This is a genomic window from Bartonella gabonensis (assembly GCF_903679515.1).
Lineage (GTDB): Bacteria > Pseudomonadota > Alphaproteobacteria > Rhizobiales > Rhizobiaceae > Bartonella > Bartonella gabonensis.
In genome coordinates this window covers 56,142-75,731 of the sequence record NZ_CAHOYM010000001.1, presented here as the reverse complement: position 1 = coordinate 75,731, position 19,590 = coordinate 56,142, and the positions used below count along the sequence as shown (strand labels likewise).

Genomic DNA, 19,590 nt, shown 5'->3' with positions numbered 1-19,590 from the left:
CTTTATTTTTGCGTTTTTATTCTCATATCTTGACAAATGGTTATTAAAAAGCGTTTGTAGCGCATGTGAATATTATAATCAAAGGCAAAAAACATGCACCGTTATCGCAGTCATCATTGTGCGGCTCTTCGTAGATGTGATGTAGGAACACAAGTTCGTCTTTCGGGATGGGTTCATCGTGTTCGTGATCATGGAGGAATTCTTTTTGTGGATTTACGTGATCATTTTGGAATCACACAAATTGTTGCGGATCCTGCTTCGCCGGCTTTTAAAGTTATTGAAAAAGTGCGTTCTGAATGGGTTATTCGTGTGGATGGGAAGGTATGTGCACGTTCTGATGAGGTTATTAATGCAACGCTTCCAACAGGTGAGATTGAAATTTTTGCACAAGAGGTAGAAATTCTTTCAAAATCTGAAGAGCTTCCTTTACCAGTTTTTGGTGAGCCTGATTATCCAGAAGATATTCGGTTAAAATATCGTTTTCTTGATTTGCGTCGGGAGACTATGCATAAAAATATCATGCGTCGGACTGAAATTATTGCTGCTATGAGACGGGCTATGCAGAATAATGGTTTTACGGAATTTACAACGCCACTTTTGACAGCCTCATCACCAGAAGGGGCGCGTGATTTTTTGGTACCAAGCCGTGTTCATCAGGGGAAATTTTATGCACTTCCGCAAGCACCACAGCAATATAAACAGTTGTTGATGATGTCAGGTTTTGATCGTTATTTTCAAATTGCGCCATGTTTTAGAGATGAGGATCCGCGGGCTGATCGTCTTCCTGGTGAATTTTATCAATTAGATGTTGAAATGAGTTTTGTTGAGCAGGAAGATGTTTTAGCAACAATGGAACCTATTATGCGTTCTATTTTTGAAGAATTTGCAAATGGAAAAACTGTGACACAAAACTTTCCTCGCATTTCTTATGATGAAGCAATGCGGAAATACGGTTCTGATAAGCCTGATCTGCGTAATCCGATCATTATGGAAGATGTTTCTCAGCATTTTTATAATTCTGGTTTCAAAGTTTTTGCTCAGATTTTAGCGAATGATGAGAATGCGCAAGTTTGGGCTATTCCGGCTAAAATGGGTGGGAGTCGTGCTTTTTGTGATCGTATGAATGTATGGGCACAAGGTGAGGGGCAACCAGGGCTTGGTTATATTTTCTGGCGTAAGGAAGAAGGAAAATTTGAAGGAGCAGGGCCTATTGCCAAAAATATTGGTGAGCAGCGAACGGAAGCGCTTCGTATGCAACTTGGTCTTGAAAGTGGGGATGCTTGTTTTTTTGTGGCTGGTGATCCCAAAAAATTCGCATCTTTTGCTGGAGCAGCTCGCACACGGGTAGGAGAAGAATTAGACCTTGTCGATAGAGAGAGTTTCTCTTTAGCGTGGATTGTTGATTTTCCATTTTTTGAATGGAATGAAGATGAGAAAAAGATTGATTTTGCACATAATCCTTTTTCCATGCCTCAAGGGGGAGAAAATGCTCTTGAGTGTCAAGACCCTCTTACACTTAAAGCTTTTCAATATGATCTTGTTTGTAATGGTTATGAAATTGCATCTGGTGGAATTCGTAATCACTTACCAGAAATGATGCTTAAAGTTTTTGAACTTGTAGGGCTTTCTAAGGAAGTTGTGAAAGATCGTTTTGGTGGTCTTTATCGTGCATTCCATTATGGGGCTCCACCCCATGGTGGTATGGCTGCGGGAATTGACCGCATTATTATGCTGTTGCAAGGTGTTAAAAATTTACGTGAAGTTGCTTTATTTCCTATGAATCAACAGGCACTTGATCTTTTGATGAGTGCTCCGTCTGATGTTTCTTCCACGCAATTACGTGATTTAGGAATCCGCATGGCTGCTCCTCACAAAAACAATTCATAAGGTTGATTTATGGATTTAGAGAGGCAAAAAGAATGCTATTGGATTAATTTTTCAAGGGACAGCGTTTCTAAAGAAATATCTCTCGATGCAGTTGATCTTGTTTTATGATGTACGAGGGCTCGTGAAGGGTATAACTAAAAACCTCATGAGTGGTATAAAAACTATTGTACCGCACAATCTTTATTGAATAAAGGGTAAGTCGTCATTCTACTTTCTAGGTTTTAATGTTGCTGACAGTTTTTGTATGCAAATGGTTTCAGTATTTTTATTCCTTACTTGGATAGTGGTTCTTCCTTTTGTGATAAACAGGAAAATGATTGTGATTGAATTTATCATGAATAAATTGGAAATGAGAAAACTTTAGAATACAATGAATGAATTATTTTTATATATCAATGTATTATTTATATTTTTTGAAGTTTTATAATATTGTAAAAGATAATTATGTCTCTTCGTGTTTATACTAATAATGCGTTTCTGCATCCTATGGACTTAACCTTGGGAATCTCTATAAGCTCTGAATATTTTTTAAGTTTTTTATAGAAAAACTGGATGGAGTTATTATACAATTATCTTTATAATAAAGATGGTGTTTGAAAGGCACTTTTATCATTCTCAAAAGGAGCGAAATGACTCTTTGTGAGCCATTAAATTATATCGTCCGATTTAGCAAAGCTTTTAATAAGATTTTTGTTTAGAATAATCTGCATTTAAAAATATATTTAGGGGGGAAATTGTTGTTGGAGAGACTATAAAAATTTATTTCACATCATTTTTAAAAGTTATGCCATGACTCCAGTTTGCTTAGATGTATTAGCTAATAAGAGCATTGTTTTTTAACTCTTAAAGAGGATATTGAAAGAAGTTTTCGATAATGTATTAAATATTTTCATATATTGTTTAGAATAAGAGGAAAGAGACATATATAAATTTTTCAAATTGATATAATTTTCTGTTCATGTTCTAATTACAACGTTTATTTTTATGTAGTTGTCTTTTAATAAAAAAGTTTACTCATAAAAATTTGCATTAAATAAATCCTACACAGTAATTTCTTATTATTGTGGGAATTTTTGTTCTAATACTCTGTTTGATAAAATGAATTTACCTTTTGATAAAGAATATATTGAGCCAATAGAGTTGCGTTCGGCTTTACAGGAACGCTATTTGGCTTATGCGCTTTCTACGATTACGCATCGTGCTTTGCCTGATGTGCGTGATGGATTGAAACCTGTCCATCGGCGGATTGTTCATGCGATGCGTCTTCTCAAACTGAACCCTGGACAGTCTTATGCGAAATGTGCGCGGATTGTCGGTGATGTCATGGGAAAATTTCATCCTCATGGGGATGCATCTATTTATGATGCTTTGGTGCGTTTGGCTCAAAGTTTTGCAGTTCGTTATCCGTTGATTGATGGACAAGGCAATTTTGGTAATATTGATGGTGATAATGCTGCGGCTATGCGTTATACGGAAGCACGGATGACAGAAGTGGCTGCGTTGTTACTTGAGGGAATTAACGAAAATGCTATTGATTTTCGTTTGACCTATAATGAAGAAGATGAAGAACCTGTTGTTCTACCAGGTGCTTTCCCTAATCTTTTAGCCAATGGTTCCTCTGGCATTGCTGTTGGTATGGCAACATCTATTCCTCCCCATAATGTTGCTGAGCTCTGTGATGCGGCGCTGCATTTGATTGCACACCCTGATACGCGTGATGAAGATTTAAATCAATTTGTGCTGGGACCTGATTTTCCGACAGGGGGCATTTTAATTGAGCCTAAAAAGAGTATTGAGGAGTCTTATCGTATCGGGCGAGGTTTTTTCCGATTGCGCTCACGTTGGCATCAGGAAACAGGTAGCCGTGGTACTTATGTGATTGTTGTGACTGAAATTCCCTACCAAGTTCAAAAGTCACGCCTTATTGAAAAAACTGCGGAATTGTTACTGGCGCGGCGCTTACCAATGCTTGAGGATATTCAAGATGAATCAGCAGAAGATATCCGCATTGTGCTTGTTCCTAAAAATCGGTCGGTTGATCCTGAACTTCTTATGGAATCTCTTTTTAAATTGACTGATTTTGAAATAAGATTTCCTCTTAATCTTAATGTTTTATCTTTGGGGAAAAGACCGAATGTCCTCTCTCTGCGAGAAAGTTTGCAGCAATGGCTTGAACATCGTCAAGAAGTTCTTATTCGACGTTCTCATTATCGGCTTGATCAAATTGATGGCCGATTGGAAATTCTTCATGGGTATCTCATTGCCTATTTAAATTTGGATGAGGTCATTCATATTATTCGTGAAGAGGATGAACCGAAAAAGAAGCTAATTAAGCGTTTTGAATTAACAGAAAAACAAGCTGAAGCTATTCTTAATATGCGCTTGCGTTCTTTACGAAAGCTTGAAGAATTTGAAATTCGTAAGGAATTTGAAAAACTTAAAACTGAAAAAGAAAAACTACAGAATTTGTTAGATTCTCCTATAAAACAATGGAAAATAATTTCAGAAGAAATTAAAAAAGTTCGCAACACTTTTAGTCCTGAAACGCCCTTAGGGAAAAGGCGTACGACATTTGAAGAAGCGCCAAGACATGATCTTGACGATATTCAACAAGCAATGATCGAAAAAGAACCGATTACTGTTGTTATTTCTGAAAAGGGATGGATGCGTGCTTTGAAGGGACATTTGAACGATTACAAAGCGCTTTCTTTTAAGGAAGGAGACAGTTTAAAGTTAGCATTTCCGGCATTTACGACAGACAAGATTGTGCTGATAAGTACGGGTGGAAAGTTTTTTACACTTAGTGCAAATAGTTTGCCTGGAGGACGAGGACAAGGTGAGCCCGTTCGTCTTTTAGTTGATATGGATGATGAGCATGACGTTCTTACAGCTTTTGTGCATCATGCAGAAGAAAAATTACTCTTGGTTTCATATTACGGAAATGGCTTTATCGTTCCTGCTACAGAAGTGATTGCCAATACACGAAAAGGAAAGCAAGTGATGAATGTGAAATCTCCTGATAAGGTAAAGCTTTGTGTTCCGGTCAATGGTGATTATGTTGCCGTGGTGGGCGAAAACCGCAAAATGCTTATTTTTTCTATTGAACAAATACCTGAAATGAATCGTGGTAAAGGAGTCCGGTTACAACGTTACAAAGAGGGTGGTATTGTTGATGTTAAGACTTTTAATTTATCAGGAGGCTTAAGTTGGCAAGACACAGCTGAACGAATCTTTAACCGTCAAGCTGAGGGGCTTATTGAATGGATGGGAATGCGTGCGGGTGTCGGGCGTCTGGTTCCAAAAGGATTTCCAAAATCAGGAAAATTTATCAACTAAATAATAGAACATTTTTATTTCAAGCATATAAAATCGTAAAAAGAAATGCTTATGTGTTTTATTATACGATAACATATTGATTTATAATAATATCTTATTATGTTAAATAAGAGACTATAATATTCATAGATTTTCTTATTTCGACCTTGTTCATGTTAAAACAATCAAAATGATCTGCTTGTGTACATCACAGTAGGTCGGTGTTGTAGATAGAAATTTATAAAGAAAAAAATTAAAAATGTCTTTTATGAGCTTGTCTCAAGTGCCAAGAGCTGTCATAACATTGGGAACAGAGAAATATAAATACAATAGGTTTGCACGCTTCATAAGTGTGAGGATGATAGAATGGTTTTATATTATTCATAGGTGTTGCTGTGAAATGATTTGATGCTTTGATAAGGTGTATCTTTAAAATAAATGTGTGAATGTTTAATACACGAGTGTCCTATTGTGAGGTATTCTGTTTTGTGTAATAGGCATATCTCTCTTATTCAAGAGAGATGTTATTAATCTTCTTTTAAGTATGTTTATTCGTTAGAATTATGATGATATTGCCTAAAGAGATGACCGCGTTCAGCCCACAAGACAAGAAGAATGGCAACGAGACTTAGAAAGAAAAATCCTGCTGAGTTTGGGATGGTTGTCTCATCAAATTGTTGGGCAATAAGAAAGCTCAGTCCTGCACCGATAGATGTTTGGAGAAAGCCGGAGACAGAAGAGGCTGTTCCAGCAATTTCCCCCACAGATTCTAAAGCGAGTGTATTGAAATTGGCCATTATACCACCGCAGGTAAACATTAATATACAATATAACGTCATATAAAAAGGGAAAGGGAGAACACCACCAGCTAAAACGGATCCAATAAACCAAATACATGAAGTAGCACAAAAGAGCAAAAGCATAGTATGTGCAATACGCCGCATTCCAAGACGTCCGACAAGTTTAGAATTCATGAATGATGAAAAAGCCTGAAATGCAGCACCGATGGCAAATGCTATCGGAAACCAAAAGCCTAAGTTATAAATTCCTTCATAGGTTTGTTGTGATGTATTAACAGCAATAAAAATGCAGCCTAAAATGATGGATGTTGCAAGTGTGTAGGAAAGTGTTGTACGATTTGTCACAACAATCCGTAAATTGTGTTTAATGGAAGAAAAGGAAAGAGGGCGTTGTTCATGAAGAGTTTCAGGCAAGCGAAATAGAATCCAAGTCATTAGCCCAAAACCAATCATTGCCATAAACACAAAAATAAATTGCCAATGTCCGAGCAGCAAGATGATCTGTCCTGTTGCAGGGCCAATCATGGGGGCAACAAGAAAAACCATCATAACAATAGACATAACCTCTGCCATTTTTCGACCACTGTAGAGATCACGAACGACAGAAACCGTAAGAACGCGCATAGAAGCTCCTCCAATGCCTTGTAAGACACGCAAAATAAGCAAGAGAGAAAAATCAGTTACAAAGGCACAGCCAATTGCCGTAAATGAATAAAAAGCAAGCCCAATAAGCATAAGTTTCCGTCGCCCATATCGATCGCTTATTGGACCAAAAAATATTTGAGAAATACCATAGCTAATAAGATAACTTGAAATGATATAATGTTGGTCATTTTCGTTGAGAACATTTAAGCCTCCCAAAATATTGGGCATAGCTGGTAACATAATATCTACAGCTATAGCGTTAATGGCCATGAGTGAAGCAATAAGAATAACAAATTCTTTATAGCCAATTTTTTTCTTAATCGAATCACTGTGCGCTTGTTCAACAACTGAGTATGACATATGGCATCCCTGAAATAAAAATCTCGTCTGAAAACAGCTCTTTTTTAAGAGTCTGAATAAAATGAAAGATACCTATGACTGATTACAAGGAATATTTTTTTCTTTCAAAAGTTTCTGTAACTCATTGTTTTGAAACATTTCCTTAACAATATCACACCCTCCAATAAATTCACCTTTGATATAAAGCTGTGGTATTGTTGGCCAATTTGAGTATTCTTTGATCCCTTGACGTAATTCGTTAGAAGTTAGAATATTAATCCCTTTATAATTCAATCCTAAATAATCAAGGATTTGAACAACTTGTCCTGAAAAACCACATTGTGGAGCCTCAGGTGTTCCTTTCATGAATAAAATGACGTCGTTTGTTTTAATCTCGTTGTCAATAAAATCATGAACAGTGGTCATTTTTATCCCTCTATATTTTAGATTTTTATAAGTGTGTAATTATATTCGCACTATTTTTTAATCTTATTGAATGAATGAATGCAAGAGGAAAGTTTAGACTATTTTGGGATATTTGTTTGTAACATTAAGGCGTGAAGGTCATTTCCCATATTACCTTTAAGAGCATCATAGACCATTTTATGTTGCTGAACACGGGTTTTACCCCGAAAACTTTCAGAAATAACTTCTGCAGCGTAATGTTCTCCATCACCAGCAAGATCACGAATTGTTACAGTAGCATCAGGAATACCTTCACGAATAAGTTTTTCAATTTCATGGGCTCTCATTGCCATCATTATTCTCCTATGTCGTTCATTTTTTCGTAAGAGTTGTGTAAGAGAAAAAATAATTTTTTACTCTTCACCCATAAATTGTGGAAACCAATTCTCATAGGCTTGTGTAAGACTTTCTACTGAAAGTGTGAATATTCCATCTATATTAAGGGAATCTCCCTCAACTTGACCTAGCTCTATTAAAGAAACGTCATGGGTTTGTGCATGCTCTTTAAGACTGTTGAGAGCATCAGGTTTGATGGCTAAAAGATAACGTCCTTGGTCTTCTCCAAAAAGCTCTGCATGGTGGGGAGATTTATTGCTTAATTTTACCTTGATTCCTTTACCGGCTTTAATGACCATTTCTGCAAGTGCAATCGCTAGTCCTCCATCAGAAATGTCATGAGCGGCATGAACAAAACCGTTGTGAATGACATCTCGGACAAATTGACCATGCTTTTTCTCAAGTTGCAAGTCTACAGGGGGAGGCGCACCTGCATCAATATTTAAAATGTCACGTGCATAGATTGATTGTCCTAAATGAGAGCCGCAATCTCCTACTAAAATGATACGATCTCCATTTTGCATACCACTTATTGTTACCATTTTTGACCAATCACTCAGAAGGCCTACACCAGCAATTGTAGGGGTAGGAAGAATAGCTTCCCCATTTGTTTCGTTGTAAAGAGAAACATTGCCTGAAACGATAGGAAAGTCGAGGATTCTGCAGGCTTCTCCGATGCCTTTAATCGCTAAAACCAGTTGTCCCATAATTTCAGGTTTTTCAGGGTTTCCAAAATTGAGATTATCTGTCGCAGCCAGTGGTATTGCACCTGTCGTGTTAATATTTCTCCAGCATTCTGCGACAGCTTGTTTTCCTCCCTCATAAGGGTCTGCTTCACAATAGCGAGGTGTTACATCAGAAGAAAAAGCAAGGGCTCGTTTACTCTTATTGCTTACGCGGATAACACCTGCGTCACTTCCTGGACAAACAAGGCTATTTCCTTGGATAAGAGTATCATATTGTTCATAAACCCACCGTCTTGAACTTTGATTAGCAGAATTCAATAAGGTTAAAAGTGTATCACCAAGATTCTCAACTTTTATGACATCTTCTGCTTTCAGAGGCGTTTTTTTTGCAGGTTCACTCCAAGGACGATCATAAACAGGCGCTTCATCACCAAGTTTTTTGATGGGAAGATTAACAACTTCTTCTCCTTGATGAAATACACGGAAACGTAAATCATCGGTTGTTTTTCCAATAATGGAAAAATGGAGCCCCCACTTATGAAAAATTGCTGCTGCTTGCTTTTCTAGCTCTGGTTTAAGAACCATCAGCATACGCTCTTGACTTTCAGAAAGCATCATTTCATAGGCGGTCATGTTTTCTTCACGAACAGGAACTGTATCGAGATTAAGCTGTATTCCTAGATTTCCTTTTGCACCCATTTCAACAGCAGAAGAGGTGAGACCTGCGGCTCCCATATCTTGAATAGCAACCACGGCTCCAAGTTCCATGAGCTCTAAACATGCTTCAAGAAGACATTTTTCTGTAAAAGGATCACCGACTTGAACGGTTGAGCGTTTTTCACTGATTGAATCATCAAATTCAGCAGAAGCCATTGTTGCTCCACCAACACCATCTCGCCCTGTTTTGGCACCAAGATAAACAACGGGAAGCCCAATGCCTTGTGCTTTAGAATAAAAAAGGGTGTCTGTCTTTGCAATACCGGCGACAAAAGCGTTAACAAGAATATTGCCATTATAACGCTCATCAAAATTGACTTCTCCACCAACTGTTGGAACACCAAAAGAATTGCTGTAACCACCTATTCCAGAAACAACGCTAGCAACAAGATGGCGTGTTCGTGGGTGATCAGGAGCACCAAATCGCAACGCATTCATCGCGGCAACAGGACGAGCGCCCATTGTAAAGACATCACGTAAAATACCACCAACACCTGTTGCCGCCCCTTGATAAGGTTCAATATAAGAAGGGTGGTTATGGCTTTCCATTTTGAAAACCACACATTGTCCTTCACCAATATCGATAACACCAGCATTTTCACCAGGACCTTGAATGACGCACTTTCCTTCTGTTGGAAGCGTTTTGAGCCACTTTTTAGAGGATTTATAGGAACAATGTTCATTCCACATTGCAGAAAAAATTCCCAGTTCAGTAAATGTTGGTTCTCTACCGATTAACGTTAGGATACGTTGATATTCATCCTCTTTTAGTCCGTGTTGTGTAATGAGCTCTGGTGTAATCTTGATGTTATTGCAAGGATTCATGAGTATCTATCCGTCAAATTAATCGAAATTTAGTTTTTTAATTTTTTTTAATCTAGCAGCTTAGATTATGGAAAACTACGTAATTTAATAATAAAAATATTCATGAGACCGTAAGCTGAAGATTTTGTTCGTTTGGTTGGGTGGATTTCAAGACAAAAAACAATTTTAAATCATTATGTGTTCAAAAAATAATATCCATTGTTATTTGTATGAATTTAAAATTTCCGTTTATAAATTTACAACGTAAGAAATGATATAGACCTTTGTTTTTATAATTATAGAGGACAAGGATTTTTATAGCATCATCCATTGATTAATTCTAAAGCACTTTGAAAAAGTAAACGACCGTCAATCCCTCCGTGGGCTGATTCAATAAAGTTTTCAGGATGCGGCATCATACCAAGAATATTACCAGCTTTATTAACAATACCAGCAATATCTTTTATTGAGCCGTTAGGGTTTGTATTTTCTGCGTAGCGAAAAACAATTTGTTCATTGTCTTCCATCTGTTTTAATGTTTCATTGTCAACAAAGTAATTTCCATCGTGATGGGCAACAGGACAACGAATAATTTGTCCTTTAGAGTAATAACGAGAAAATTTTGTCTTGGCATTAACGACTTCAAGTTTGATTTCACGACAAACAAATTTTAAGGAAGCGTTACGCATTAAAGTTCCAGGTAACAATCCAGCTTCCAACAAAATTTGAAATCCATTACAAATGCCTATGATAGTAATACCTTCTTGTGCTTTTTCATGAATAGCTTTTAAGACGGGGGTTCGCGCTCCAATAGCACCACATCGCAAATAGTCGCCATAAGAAAAACCACCAGGAATAATAATAACATCTACATCTGGAATTGTTGTTTCTGTTTGCCAAATTTTGAGTGGCTCAACTCCTGTTATATGATGCAATGCCGCCACCATATCTCGGTCGCGATTTAATCCAGGAAGTTGAATGATGGCAGTTTTCATGAGCGTTCCACTTAAAGAAGTTCGATAGTATAATTTTCAATGACAGTATTTGCGAGTAACTCTTCACACATCTGCTCAAGTTTTTTCTTTGCGGTTTGAGACGGTTGATCATCAAGAACAATATCAAAAACTTTTCCTTGACGAATGGAGTGAATACCTTTGAAAGCTAAACTTTTTAAAGCACCAACAATTGCTTCTCCTTGTGGGTCAAGGACACTTTCTCTTAAAGTAACTGTAATGCGTGCTTTCATTTTTTTTTCCTGTTGTTAAAAGAACCTCTTCCTTGAAGAGGTGTATTTATAGAAGGTGGTAATTGTTTTACCTTGCTTTAGCTTGACGAGTTTTTACTTTACCAAGACGGGACCACTTGGCCTCGTTGGTTCATTTTCATTCATAATACCAAGGCGTTTGGCAACTTCTTGATAGGCATTAATAAGCCCCCCCATATCACGACGAAAACGATCTTTATCCATTTTTTCTCGTGTTTGCATATCCCATAGTCGTGCAGAATCAGGTGAAATTTCATCAGCAAGAACAATGCGCATTGTTTCATCTTCCCATAGGCGACCAAACTCCACTTTAAAATCAATTAATTGGATGTTAACACCGGCAAAAAGTCCAGAAAGAAAATCATTAATACGAATTGAAAGTTGCATGATATCTTCTAACTCTTGTGGGACAGCCCACCCAAAAGCAGTGATATGTTCTTCTGTCACCATGGGATCATCGAGAGAATCATTTTTATAGTAGAACTCAATGATGGATTGCGGGAGTGGGGTTCCTTCTTTTAGTCCTAAACGCTTAGCAAGAGAGCCAGCCGCAACATTTCGAACAACAACTTCCAATGGAATAACTTCTACCGCTTTAATAAGCTGTTCGCGCATATTTATGCGTTTGATAAAATGTGTTGGGATGCCCAAACGTCCAAGATGGCTAAAAATATGTTCCGAAATTCGGTTGTTTAAAACCCCTTTCCCGTCGATAATTTCATGTTTTTTTGCATTAAAGGCTGTGGCATCATCTTTAAAAAATTGAATATACGTTCCTGGTTCCGGTCCTTCATATAAAATTTTGGCCTTGCCTTCATAAATACGGTGGCGACGATTCATTATGATTCTCTATTTATCTTGAGAGGTTTTTAATAACATTGGTAAATGATACTATCCTAATTGATTGAAATTCTCAATGCTATTGCTATGATACTTTTATAATTTTTGTCATGATACATCTCCCCAAGGGAGAGATACAGGGGGCAATGAGAGAAAGCAGCCCCTCTTTGGGATCAGATTTTTGCAAGAAAGTGAGAGAGGACCATAAGCCCTTCAGGCCAAGGTCCGTGCCCTGATTCTGTGTTAATATGGCCAGAATTCCCAGCATCAACAAGGAGTGACCCCCAGTCATGGGCGATTTTTTCTGCTACTGAAAATTGACAAAATTCATCGTTGCTGCTGGCTATGACAATAGAAGGAAAAGGCAACTTTTGACGATGATAGGGGCCAAATGTCATTAAATGTTTGGGACGTATTTTCTCATTGTCGACATCGGGAGGCGCAACAAAGAAAGCACCACAAATTTTTTCTGCGTTTTGTACAGTTGCATGAAGTGCGGTAGGAACGCCTAATGAATGAGCAATAAGCATAACAGGCCTTTGAGCTTGTGCGATAGCGGTTTTAACTTCATTAACCCACTCCTCACAAACAGGTTTTGACCAATGGGCTTGTTCTATACGGCGGGCTGTCGACAGTTTCTTTTCCCAACGTGTTTGCCAATGATCAGGATCAGATCCTTTGTAGCCAGGAACAATAAGAATATCGAGTTGATTTGCTTTCATGAATTGTTTTCTTTGTTACAATAGGTTTTTTGATCATAGATGGAATAGATTTGGGCTTTCTATGGTGTTCTATTGTTGTTCAAAAACACGTTTAAAAATCGTATTTATGTGTTTGGTATGGTAAGAAAGATCAAATTTTTCTCGAAGCTCTGCTTCACTTAAAGATTTGCTAACATCTTTGTCGTTGAGCAGTTCTTCTAAAAAATCTTTTCCTTGTTCCCAAACCTTCATCGCATTTCGTTGTACAATCCGATACGAATCTTCGCGGCTGATTCCTGCTTGTGTGAGTGCTAAAAGTACCCGTTGTGAATGAACAAGACCTCGGAATTTATTGAGATTTTTTTGCATATTTTCTGGATAGACAATGAGATTTTCAATGACAGATGTGAGGCGAGAAAGAGCAAAATCAAGTGTAATTGTTGCATCAGGGCCAATATAACGCTCAACAGATGAGTGAGAAATATCACGTTCATGCCAAAGTGCTACATTTTCCATAGCAGGGAGTGCAAAGGCACGGACTATACGGGCTAATCCTGTTAAATTTTCTGTTAAAACTGGATTACGTTTATGAGGCATTGCCGATGAACCTTTTTGCCCTGGTGAGAAATGTTCCTCTGCTTCGAGAACTTCCGTTCGCTGTAAATGGCGTATTTCTATTGCTAACCTTTCAATAGAGGACGCAATAACACCAAGTGTTGCAAAAAACATCGCATGACGATCCCGTGGTATAACTTGGGTGGAAACGGGTTCAGCTCGCATCTTCAAGGCTTTTGCAACGTGTTCTTCAACGCGTGGATCAATATTGGCAAAAGTTCCTACAGCTCCTGAAATCGCGCAAGTAGAAATTTCTTCGCGTGCAGCAAGAAGACGTTTGCGACAACGGGAAAATTCAGCGTATGCAAGAGCAAATTTGACTCCAAATGTTGTTGGTTCAGCATGAATGCCATGACTCCGCCCAATGGTGATGGTTTCTTTATGTTCAAAAGCACGTCTTTTTAAGGCTGCAAGAAGTTGGTCTATATCCTTGAGTAAAATATCACTTGCACGCATCAATTGAATGCTCAGCGTTGTATCGAGAACATCAGATGATGTCATGCCTTGGTGGATAAAACGTGCTTCTGGTCCAATGAACTCAGCGAGATGGGTTAGAAATGCGATAACATCATGTTTGGTAATGGCTTCAATTTCATCAATACGATTGACATCAAATTCCGCAGCTGCCCCTTTTTCCCAAATGACCTTAGCGGCTTCTTTCGGAATAACCCCCAGTTGAGCAAGGGCATCACAGGCATGGGCTTCAATTTCAAACCAAATACGATATTTGGTTTCGGGAGACCAAATTGCTACCATTTCAGGGCGGGAATAACGTGCGATCATCATTTTTTTCCTTGTTGTGAGAGGATTGCTGCTTGGCGCAATGCACTTATGCGTGCTTTGTAAAGCTCTTTGTTTCCGTTTTTATAAATTGCAGAGCCTGCGACAAATACATTTGCACCAGCTTTTGCAGCTATTCCAATTGTATCAACGGTGATACCACCATCAACTTCAAGATCAATAGGGCGGTTTGCAATCATGCTTTTAACACGCTTAATTTTATCTTTTATTTCGGGAATAAAATTTTGTCCAACAAAACCGGGATTGACCGTCATGATGAGGATGAGATCTAATTGATCAAGCAAATATTCAAGGACATGTTCAGGGGTGCTTGGATTGAGTGCAATTCCTGCTTTTTTACCCATTGCTTTGATTGTTTGGAGTGAACGATGAAGATGGGGACTTGATTCAGCATGAATGGTTATAATATCTGCGCCAGCTTTTGCAAAAGCTTCCAAATAAGGATCAACGGGTTTGATCATCAGGTGGACATCAAATATTGCTTTGGTTAATGGACGCAGAGCCTTGACGATTTCAGGGCCAAAGGTGATGTTAGGAACAAAGTGCCCATCCATGATATCAAGATGGAGCCAATCTGCACCAGCATCAACAACATCTAATGTTTCTTGTCCAAGTTTAGAAAAATCAGAAGCCAAGAGTGAAGGTGAAATGAGATGAGAATGGGGCATAAAAATCTCCTTGATTGGCTGTTTTATCATGTCGCGGTGTATACACAAATATCTTTTGTGTTATGACGAAAAAGAAAAAATACGTATTATAGATCTTTTTATAGAAAGATCGCTTGAAATTTTAAAGTTTGATAAGTGAAAGATATGTCGAATCATAAAACATGTTTGATGCCTGAACTTCAAGATAATATTACCGTTTCTTCGCAAGAATATCGAGATGCTATGAGCCATTTTGCAGGTGCTGTGCATATTGTAACAACAGATGGCATTAAGGGAAAGCGCGGGGTGACGGTTTCGGCGTGTTGTTCTTTATCCGATGATCCTCCAACTCTGCTTGTTTGTCTCATGCGCCATAATCTGAAGAATCATGTGTTTATGGAGAATGGAATTTTTTGTGTTAATAGCTTGGCAGGAAAACATCGTCCATTAGCTGACGCCTTTTCAAGACGTTGCAATGTTACACAAAATGGGCGTTTTGATGTTGCACAATGGGGAACTTTGCAAACGGGAGCGCCTAGTCTTTCAGATGCTTTAGCATCTTTTGATTGTCGCTTGATTTGTTGGCACGAGCATGCAACCCATTGTGTATTGATTGGTGAAGTTGTTGCAATCAACCGTAGTCAAGAAAAAGATGCTTTAATGTATTTGAATCGTAGATATCACACTTTGCCTTTATAAAGATTTTTATTTTTGTATTGGTGAAATGATTGATTGGTGTGCCATTTAAACTTTAGTCTCCTGAAGAAGGAGAAGGGGATGGCTCTGAATTTGAGGTTTCTCAATAAATGAGAAAGATGATCTTGGATCAAAAATCCAACTTAAATAAAAAAGCGATCAAGACAAAACAGCACATTTAGACATATTTGTAGATTGTTATGAAAAAACATTTTATTCTTGTGTTGATGGGTATTGCACAATATATAGACCCCACAAAACAGATGTGGAGGTTTTTTATTGCATGAGCGAAGAGATTGATGATCAATATCGCCCTAGTGAAGATGAGCCTTTTATGAATGAACGACAGAAGGCGTATTTTCGTGCGAAATTGGTTTCTTGGAAGAATGATATCTTAAAAGAAGCGCGTGAGACTTTGGAGAATTTGCAGGAAGAGAATGTTGGTCAACCCGATTTGACTGATCGGGCGTCTTGTGAAACTGATCGTACAATTGAATTACGTGCTCGTGATCGTCAAAGGAAACTTATTTCAAAAATAGATGCTGCCTTGGAGCGCATTGATAATGGGACATATGGCTTTTGTGAAGAAACCGGCGAGCCTATTAGTATAAAGCGTCTTGAGGCTCGGCCGATTGCCGTTTTGTCGTTGGAAGCACAAGAACGTCACGAACGACGTGAAAAAGTTTATCGTGATGATTAAGTTCATTAGAACGATAATTAAATGAAGTTTGCAAGTGATAAGATTGTATATTTTATTTTGGAGGGGTGGGAATAAACAGAGAGGGTTCTTGTCTTCCTTCAATTTCGGCCGTGATAGCTGAATCTTTTACCGCTTGATTCGTAAAAGAAGAAGAGACTTTATCTGGCGTATTGTTTCTTTCTGTCAGGGAAGTGGGATGAGTGTGTATTTCTCTCTTTTGTGTTTTGGATATACTGGTAATATTGGATTCTACGACCACATCTGTTAACCCACCAATAAGGAGTAAATGTTCTTTATTATCACAACGGACTAAAACAAGGCGGCGTGTTCGATCTATAGAAATTGCTTCACATAATGTTAATCGTGATAGACTTTTTTTTCTATTAGTTTTGAATCTTCCCATATTTAAACGGCGTGAAAACAAGGTAATTATGATAAAAGCTGTGATTGTTATTATAAAAAACAAAAAAAATATCGTTATGTTTGCAGCAGATACACCTATTTGTTCTGATAACCAGATAACCATAGTTTTTCTCCCATTCTGGTATGGAAACTATCATTTTTATTGAGATAAATTTATAAACATACCCTTCAAAGATTCATTTAAAAACAAGAAATAAATCTTTTAACATTAAGTGAGTTTTCTTAGAAAAATGATATCATAGTATATATTTTATAACAATGGATATAAAGGAAGTTTCTAGGTATAAGAAACAGCTAAATCTAAGGCAAAGAGAGATGGATAAAGGTTTTGAGAATAATGAAAGATCAGCGTTTTCGTCTTCTGTTCGTCGGAGAGTTGTGGTTTTGGGTGTTGTTTTTATCTTAGTTTTCCTTTTCACTGTGGGCATTTTAGATTTTTTTTATCCACAAAGTTATTTGCAAAAGGTTGGGGTAGCATCTTTTTTGATTCTAGCAACTATCGGTGTTGCAACACTTATTTTGAGTGGAATGGGAATTTTAAGATACCACGCAGTGTCGCTGCATGAAGATTTTGTTTTTAGTATCTTTAATGGGAGCGATGATGCAATTGTAATCTCTGATCTTTCTGGTTTTGTTTATTATTCTAATCAAAACTATCAAAAAATTCTCACCTATAAGCCTGAAGGATCTTTTTATAGGGTTATTGCTGATCTTCCAGGAGCTGGTGCACTTTCCTATCGCTTAAAAGTTGCAGCCTGTAATAACTTTTCTGCGCAAGAAGAGTTAAGAGTAGAGCAACCAATTTTTACCGATTCTATACAAAAAAGATCTGTTTGGTATAATATCTCTGTTCAACCTATTACAAAACGGAAAAAAAAGCTTTTATTTTGGCGCATTAGCGATATTTCGCATTTACAACAAACGCGAGAAGTTTTTTTCTCTAACCTTCAAGAGGCGATCAATCACTTAGATCAAGCGCCTGTTGGTTTTGTATCCGTTAATACACACGGCACACTTCTTTATGCCAATGCGGTTTTTTCCGAATGGTTCTCTATTGATTTAGCAAATTTTTCGGTTGGTCAATATCATTTTGATCCATTATTGGAGAGCGTTGGCGCTAAGAGCTCATGGAGTGATATTTGTTTGCAAACAAACAGGTATCAAAATTCAGGTTACTCTTTCCCTTATACGTTTTCGTTATGTTTAAATTCACAGACGACTTATGAGAAAATATTTCATTGTTTTATCTCTGCTTCTTCTCTCTTAGAGGAGGAAGCCGTTTACCGTATTGTTATTATTCCACAACAAATACAAAAAGAAGAAAATGATCAATCAAAATTACCTAGTATATTAGAAGAATATTTTGATGCCAGTCCTTTTGCAATAGCCGTGGTAAATCAGGAAGGGCAATTGATTCACATGAATAATGCTTTTTCATCACTCACCGAATGTATGGATAAAACTAGCAATTTTTATGATCTTATTTCTCGTCGTGATTGTGTGCAGTTAGAGCGTGCCTTTCAAAAAATTGCGACCAATAAAAATTATTTTGTTTCTCTGGAAACTGTTTTAGAAAAAAATGAAGAACGTCATTTATGTCTCCATGTTATGTCTGTACCATCCTATCATGGTGATGCGCTACAAGATTTGGTCATTATTTCTGTCATTGAAACAACAGAACAAAAGACACTTGAAGATAAAATGATGCAAAGCCAAAAGATGCAAGCCGTTGGACAATTGGCAGGCGGCATTGCTCATGATTTTAATAATGTTTTAACAGCAATTTTAATGTCATGTGATCTTCTTTTAAATACACATCGTACCTCTGATCCCGCTCATGCTGATCTGATTAATATTAAAAATAATGCTAATCGTGCAGCTGCTCTTGTCCAGCAATTACTCGCTTTTTCTAGAAAGCAAACACTTCGACCAGAAGAGGTTGATTTTACGGAATTTTTATCAGATATCCGCAATCTTATTTTACCACTTTTGGGGAATAATATTCAGTTAAAAATTATCCATGGAAGAGATTTGTGGAGCGTTGAAGTCGATCAGGCATCTTTTCAGCGTGTGATTATGAATTTGGTTATTAATGCGCGTGATGCCATGTTTGATGGAGGTATTGTTACGATTGCAACAAACAATATTACAAAACAACAAAGTGCTGAATTTAATCATCTTGGTTTAGCAATTGGTGAATATGTGCAATTGACTATTTCAGATACAGGGACTGGAATATCTGCTGTTATACAAGAAAAAATGTTTGAGCCATTTTTTACAACCAAAGAAGTTGGAAAAGGAACAGGCCTTGGTTTATCAATGATTTATGGAATTATCAAGCAGAGTGGGGGGTATATTTATTGTGAAAGTAAAGAGGGAGAAGGAGCAACATTCCATATTTTTCTACCCCGTTATATTCCAGATATAAAAGGGGAAATTTCTCAAAAGATTGAAAAAGATGAAGAGAAAGATAAAAATATAGACTTAACAGGATCTGCGACTGTTTTATTGGTGGAAGATGAGGATGCGGTCAGAATGGGAGGGGTAAGAGCGCTTCAAATGAGAGGATATACAGTTTTAGAGGCGGCAAGCGGGGTGGAAGCTCTTTCTATTCTTGAGGAAAAAAAAGGCGTTGTTGATATTATTGTTTCCGATGTGGTGATGCCAGAAATGGATGGGCCCACTTTATTGAAGGAAGTCCGTAAAAACTATCCTGATATTAAATTTCTTTTCGTTTCTGGATATGCAAAAGATGCTTTTGCTAAGAATCTCCCACAAGATGCTGTTTTTGGTTTTTTATCTAAACCTTTTACACTCAAACAGTTAGCTCTAACAGTTAAAGAAACACTTTCGTCATRACGTAAAAATTGATTCAATAGAAAAATTGCGTGTTTTAAGATTTTTTAGGG

The 19,590-nt window shown here is 37.5% G+C and carries 16 protein-coding genes; 5 read left to right on the top strand and 11 right to left on the bottom strand.

Features of this window, described 5'->3' with window-relative positions:
- Positions 1-93 precede the first annotated feature (93 nt).
- Both aspS and parC read left to right on the top strand, forming a co-directional pair.
- Positions 94-1,887 (top strand): aspartate--tRNA ligase, encoded by a 1,794-nt coding sequence (gene aspS, locus HWX04_RS00365; protein WP_175868264.1) that lies wholly within the window; start codon positions 94-96, stop codon positions 1,885-1,887.
- A 1,086-nt stretch (positions 1,888-2,973) separates the two neighbouring features.
- Positions 2,974-5,223, top strand: a complete 2,250-nt coding sequence (gene parC / locus HWX04_RS00360; RefSeq protein WP_175868336.1) for a DNA topoisomerase IV subunit A — start codon at positions 2,974-2,976, stop codon at positions 5,221-5,223.
- Positions 5,224-5,750: 527 nt separating this feature from the next.
- Here the strand turns inward: parC and HWX04_RS00355 are convergent.
- The 10 genes from HWX04_RS00355 to rpe form a co-directional block, all read right to left on the bottom strand.
- Complete coding sequence (locus tag HWX04_RS00355) at positions 5,751-7,007, bottom strand: multidrug effflux MFS transporter (RefSeq protein WP_175868263.1); 1,257 nt, start codon at positions 7,005-7,007, stop codon at positions 5,751-5,753.
- Between the two features lie 72 nt (positions 7,008-7,079).
- Positions 7,080-7,412, bottom strand: a complete 333-nt coding sequence (gene grxD / locus HWX04_RS00350) for a Grx4 family monothiol glutaredoxin (protein WP_175868262.1) — start codon at positions 7,410-7,412, stop codon at positions 7,080-7,082.
- Between the two features lie 98 nt (positions 7,413-7,510).
- The gene (locus HWX04_RS00345) at positions 7,511-7,744 is read right to left on the bottom strand and encodes a BolA/IbaG family iron-sulfur metabolism protein (RefSeq protein ID WP_175868335.1); all 234 of its coding nucleotides are present in this window, start codon (positions 7,742-7,744) and stop codon (positions 7,511-7,513) included.
- 60 nt (positions 7,745-7,804) lie between these two features.
- The gene (gene purL, locus HWX04_RS00340; RefSeq protein ID WP_175868261.1) at positions 7,805-10,015 is read right to left on the bottom strand and encodes a phosphoribosylformylglycinamidine synthase subunit PurL; all 2,211 of its coding nucleotides are present in this window, start codon (positions 10,013-10,015) and stop codon (positions 7,805-7,807) included.
- Positions 10,016-10,317: 302 nt separating this feature from the next.
- Entirely contained in the window at positions 10,318-10,989 is a 672-nt protein-coding gene (gene purQ / locus HWX04_RS00335; protein ID WP_175868260.1) for a phosphoribosylformylglycinamidine synthase subunit PurQ, read from the bottom strand.
- A gap of 11 nt (positions 10,990-11,000) precedes the next feature.
- Complete coding sequence (gene purS / locus HWX04_RS00330; RefSeq protein ID WP_175868259.1) at positions 11,001-11,240, bottom strand: phosphoribosylformylglycinamidine synthase subunit PurS; 240 nt, start codon at positions 11,238-11,240, stop codon at positions 11,001-11,003.
- Between the two features lie 93 nt (positions 11,241-11,333).
- Entirely contained in the window at positions 11,334-12,098 is a 765-nt protein-coding gene (purC, locus tag HWX04_RS00325) for a phosphoribosylaminoimidazolesuccinocarboxamide synthase (protein ID WP_175868258.1), read from the bottom strand.
- Positions 12,099-12,271: 173 nt separating this feature from the next.
- Positions 12,272-12,820 (bottom strand): RBBP9/YdeN family alpha/beta hydrolase, encoded by a 549-nt coding sequence (locus HWX04_RS00320; protein WP_175868257.1) that lies wholly within the window; start codon positions 12,818-12,820, stop codon positions 12,272-12,274.
- A gap of 69 nt (positions 12,821-12,889) precedes the next feature.
- On the bottom strand, positions 12,890-14,197 hold the full coding sequence (gene purB, locus HWX04_RS00315; protein WP_175868334.1) for an adenylosuccinate lyase: 1,308 nt from the start codon (positions 14,195-14,197) through the stop codon (positions 12,890-12,892).
- Positions 14,197-14,883, bottom strand: coding sequence for a ribulose-phosphate 3-epimerase (gene rpe / locus HWX04_RS00310; protein ID WP_175868256.1), 687 nt, complete (start codon positions 14,881-14,883; stop codon positions 14,197-14,199). Before rpe ends, purB begins: the two co-directional genes overlap by 1 nt.
- Positions 14,884-15,027: 144 nt before the next feature.
- Here rpe and HWX04_RS00305 point away from each other — a divergent pair, with 144 nt between their 5' ends.
- Positions 15,028-15,561: a flavin reductase gene (locus HWX04_RS00305; RefSeq protein ID WP_175868255.1), complete on the top strand. Its 534-nt coding sequence runs from the start codon at positions 15,028-15,030 to the stop codon at positions 15,559-15,561.
- 280 nt (positions 15,562-15,841) lie between these two features.
- On the top strand, positions 15,842-16,258 hold the full coding sequence (dksA, locus tag HWX04_RS00300) for an RNA polymerase-binding protein DksA (RefSeq protein ID WP_175868254.1): 417 nt from the start codon (positions 15,842-15,844) through the stop codon (positions 16,256-16,258).
- Positions 16,259-16,310: 52 nt separating this feature from the next.
- On the opposite strand, the gene HWX04_RS00295 is transcribed toward dksA, so the two are convergent.
- Positions 16,311-16,784 (bottom strand): flagellar biosynthetic protein FliO, encoded by a 474-nt coding sequence (locus HWX04_RS00295; protein WP_175868253.1) that lies wholly within the window; start codon positions 16,782-16,784, stop codon positions 16,311-16,313.
- Positions 16,785-16,996: 212 nt separating this feature from the next.
- Here HWX04_RS00295 and HWX04_RS00290 point away from each other — a divergent pair, with 212 nt between their 5' ends.
- Positions 16,997-19,540 (top strand): response regulator, encoded by a 2,544-nt coding sequence (locus HWX04_RS00290; protein ID WP_175868333.1) that lies wholly within the window; start codon positions 16,997-16,999, stop codon positions 19,538-19,540.
- Positions 19,541-19,590: the final 50 nt, after the last annotated feature.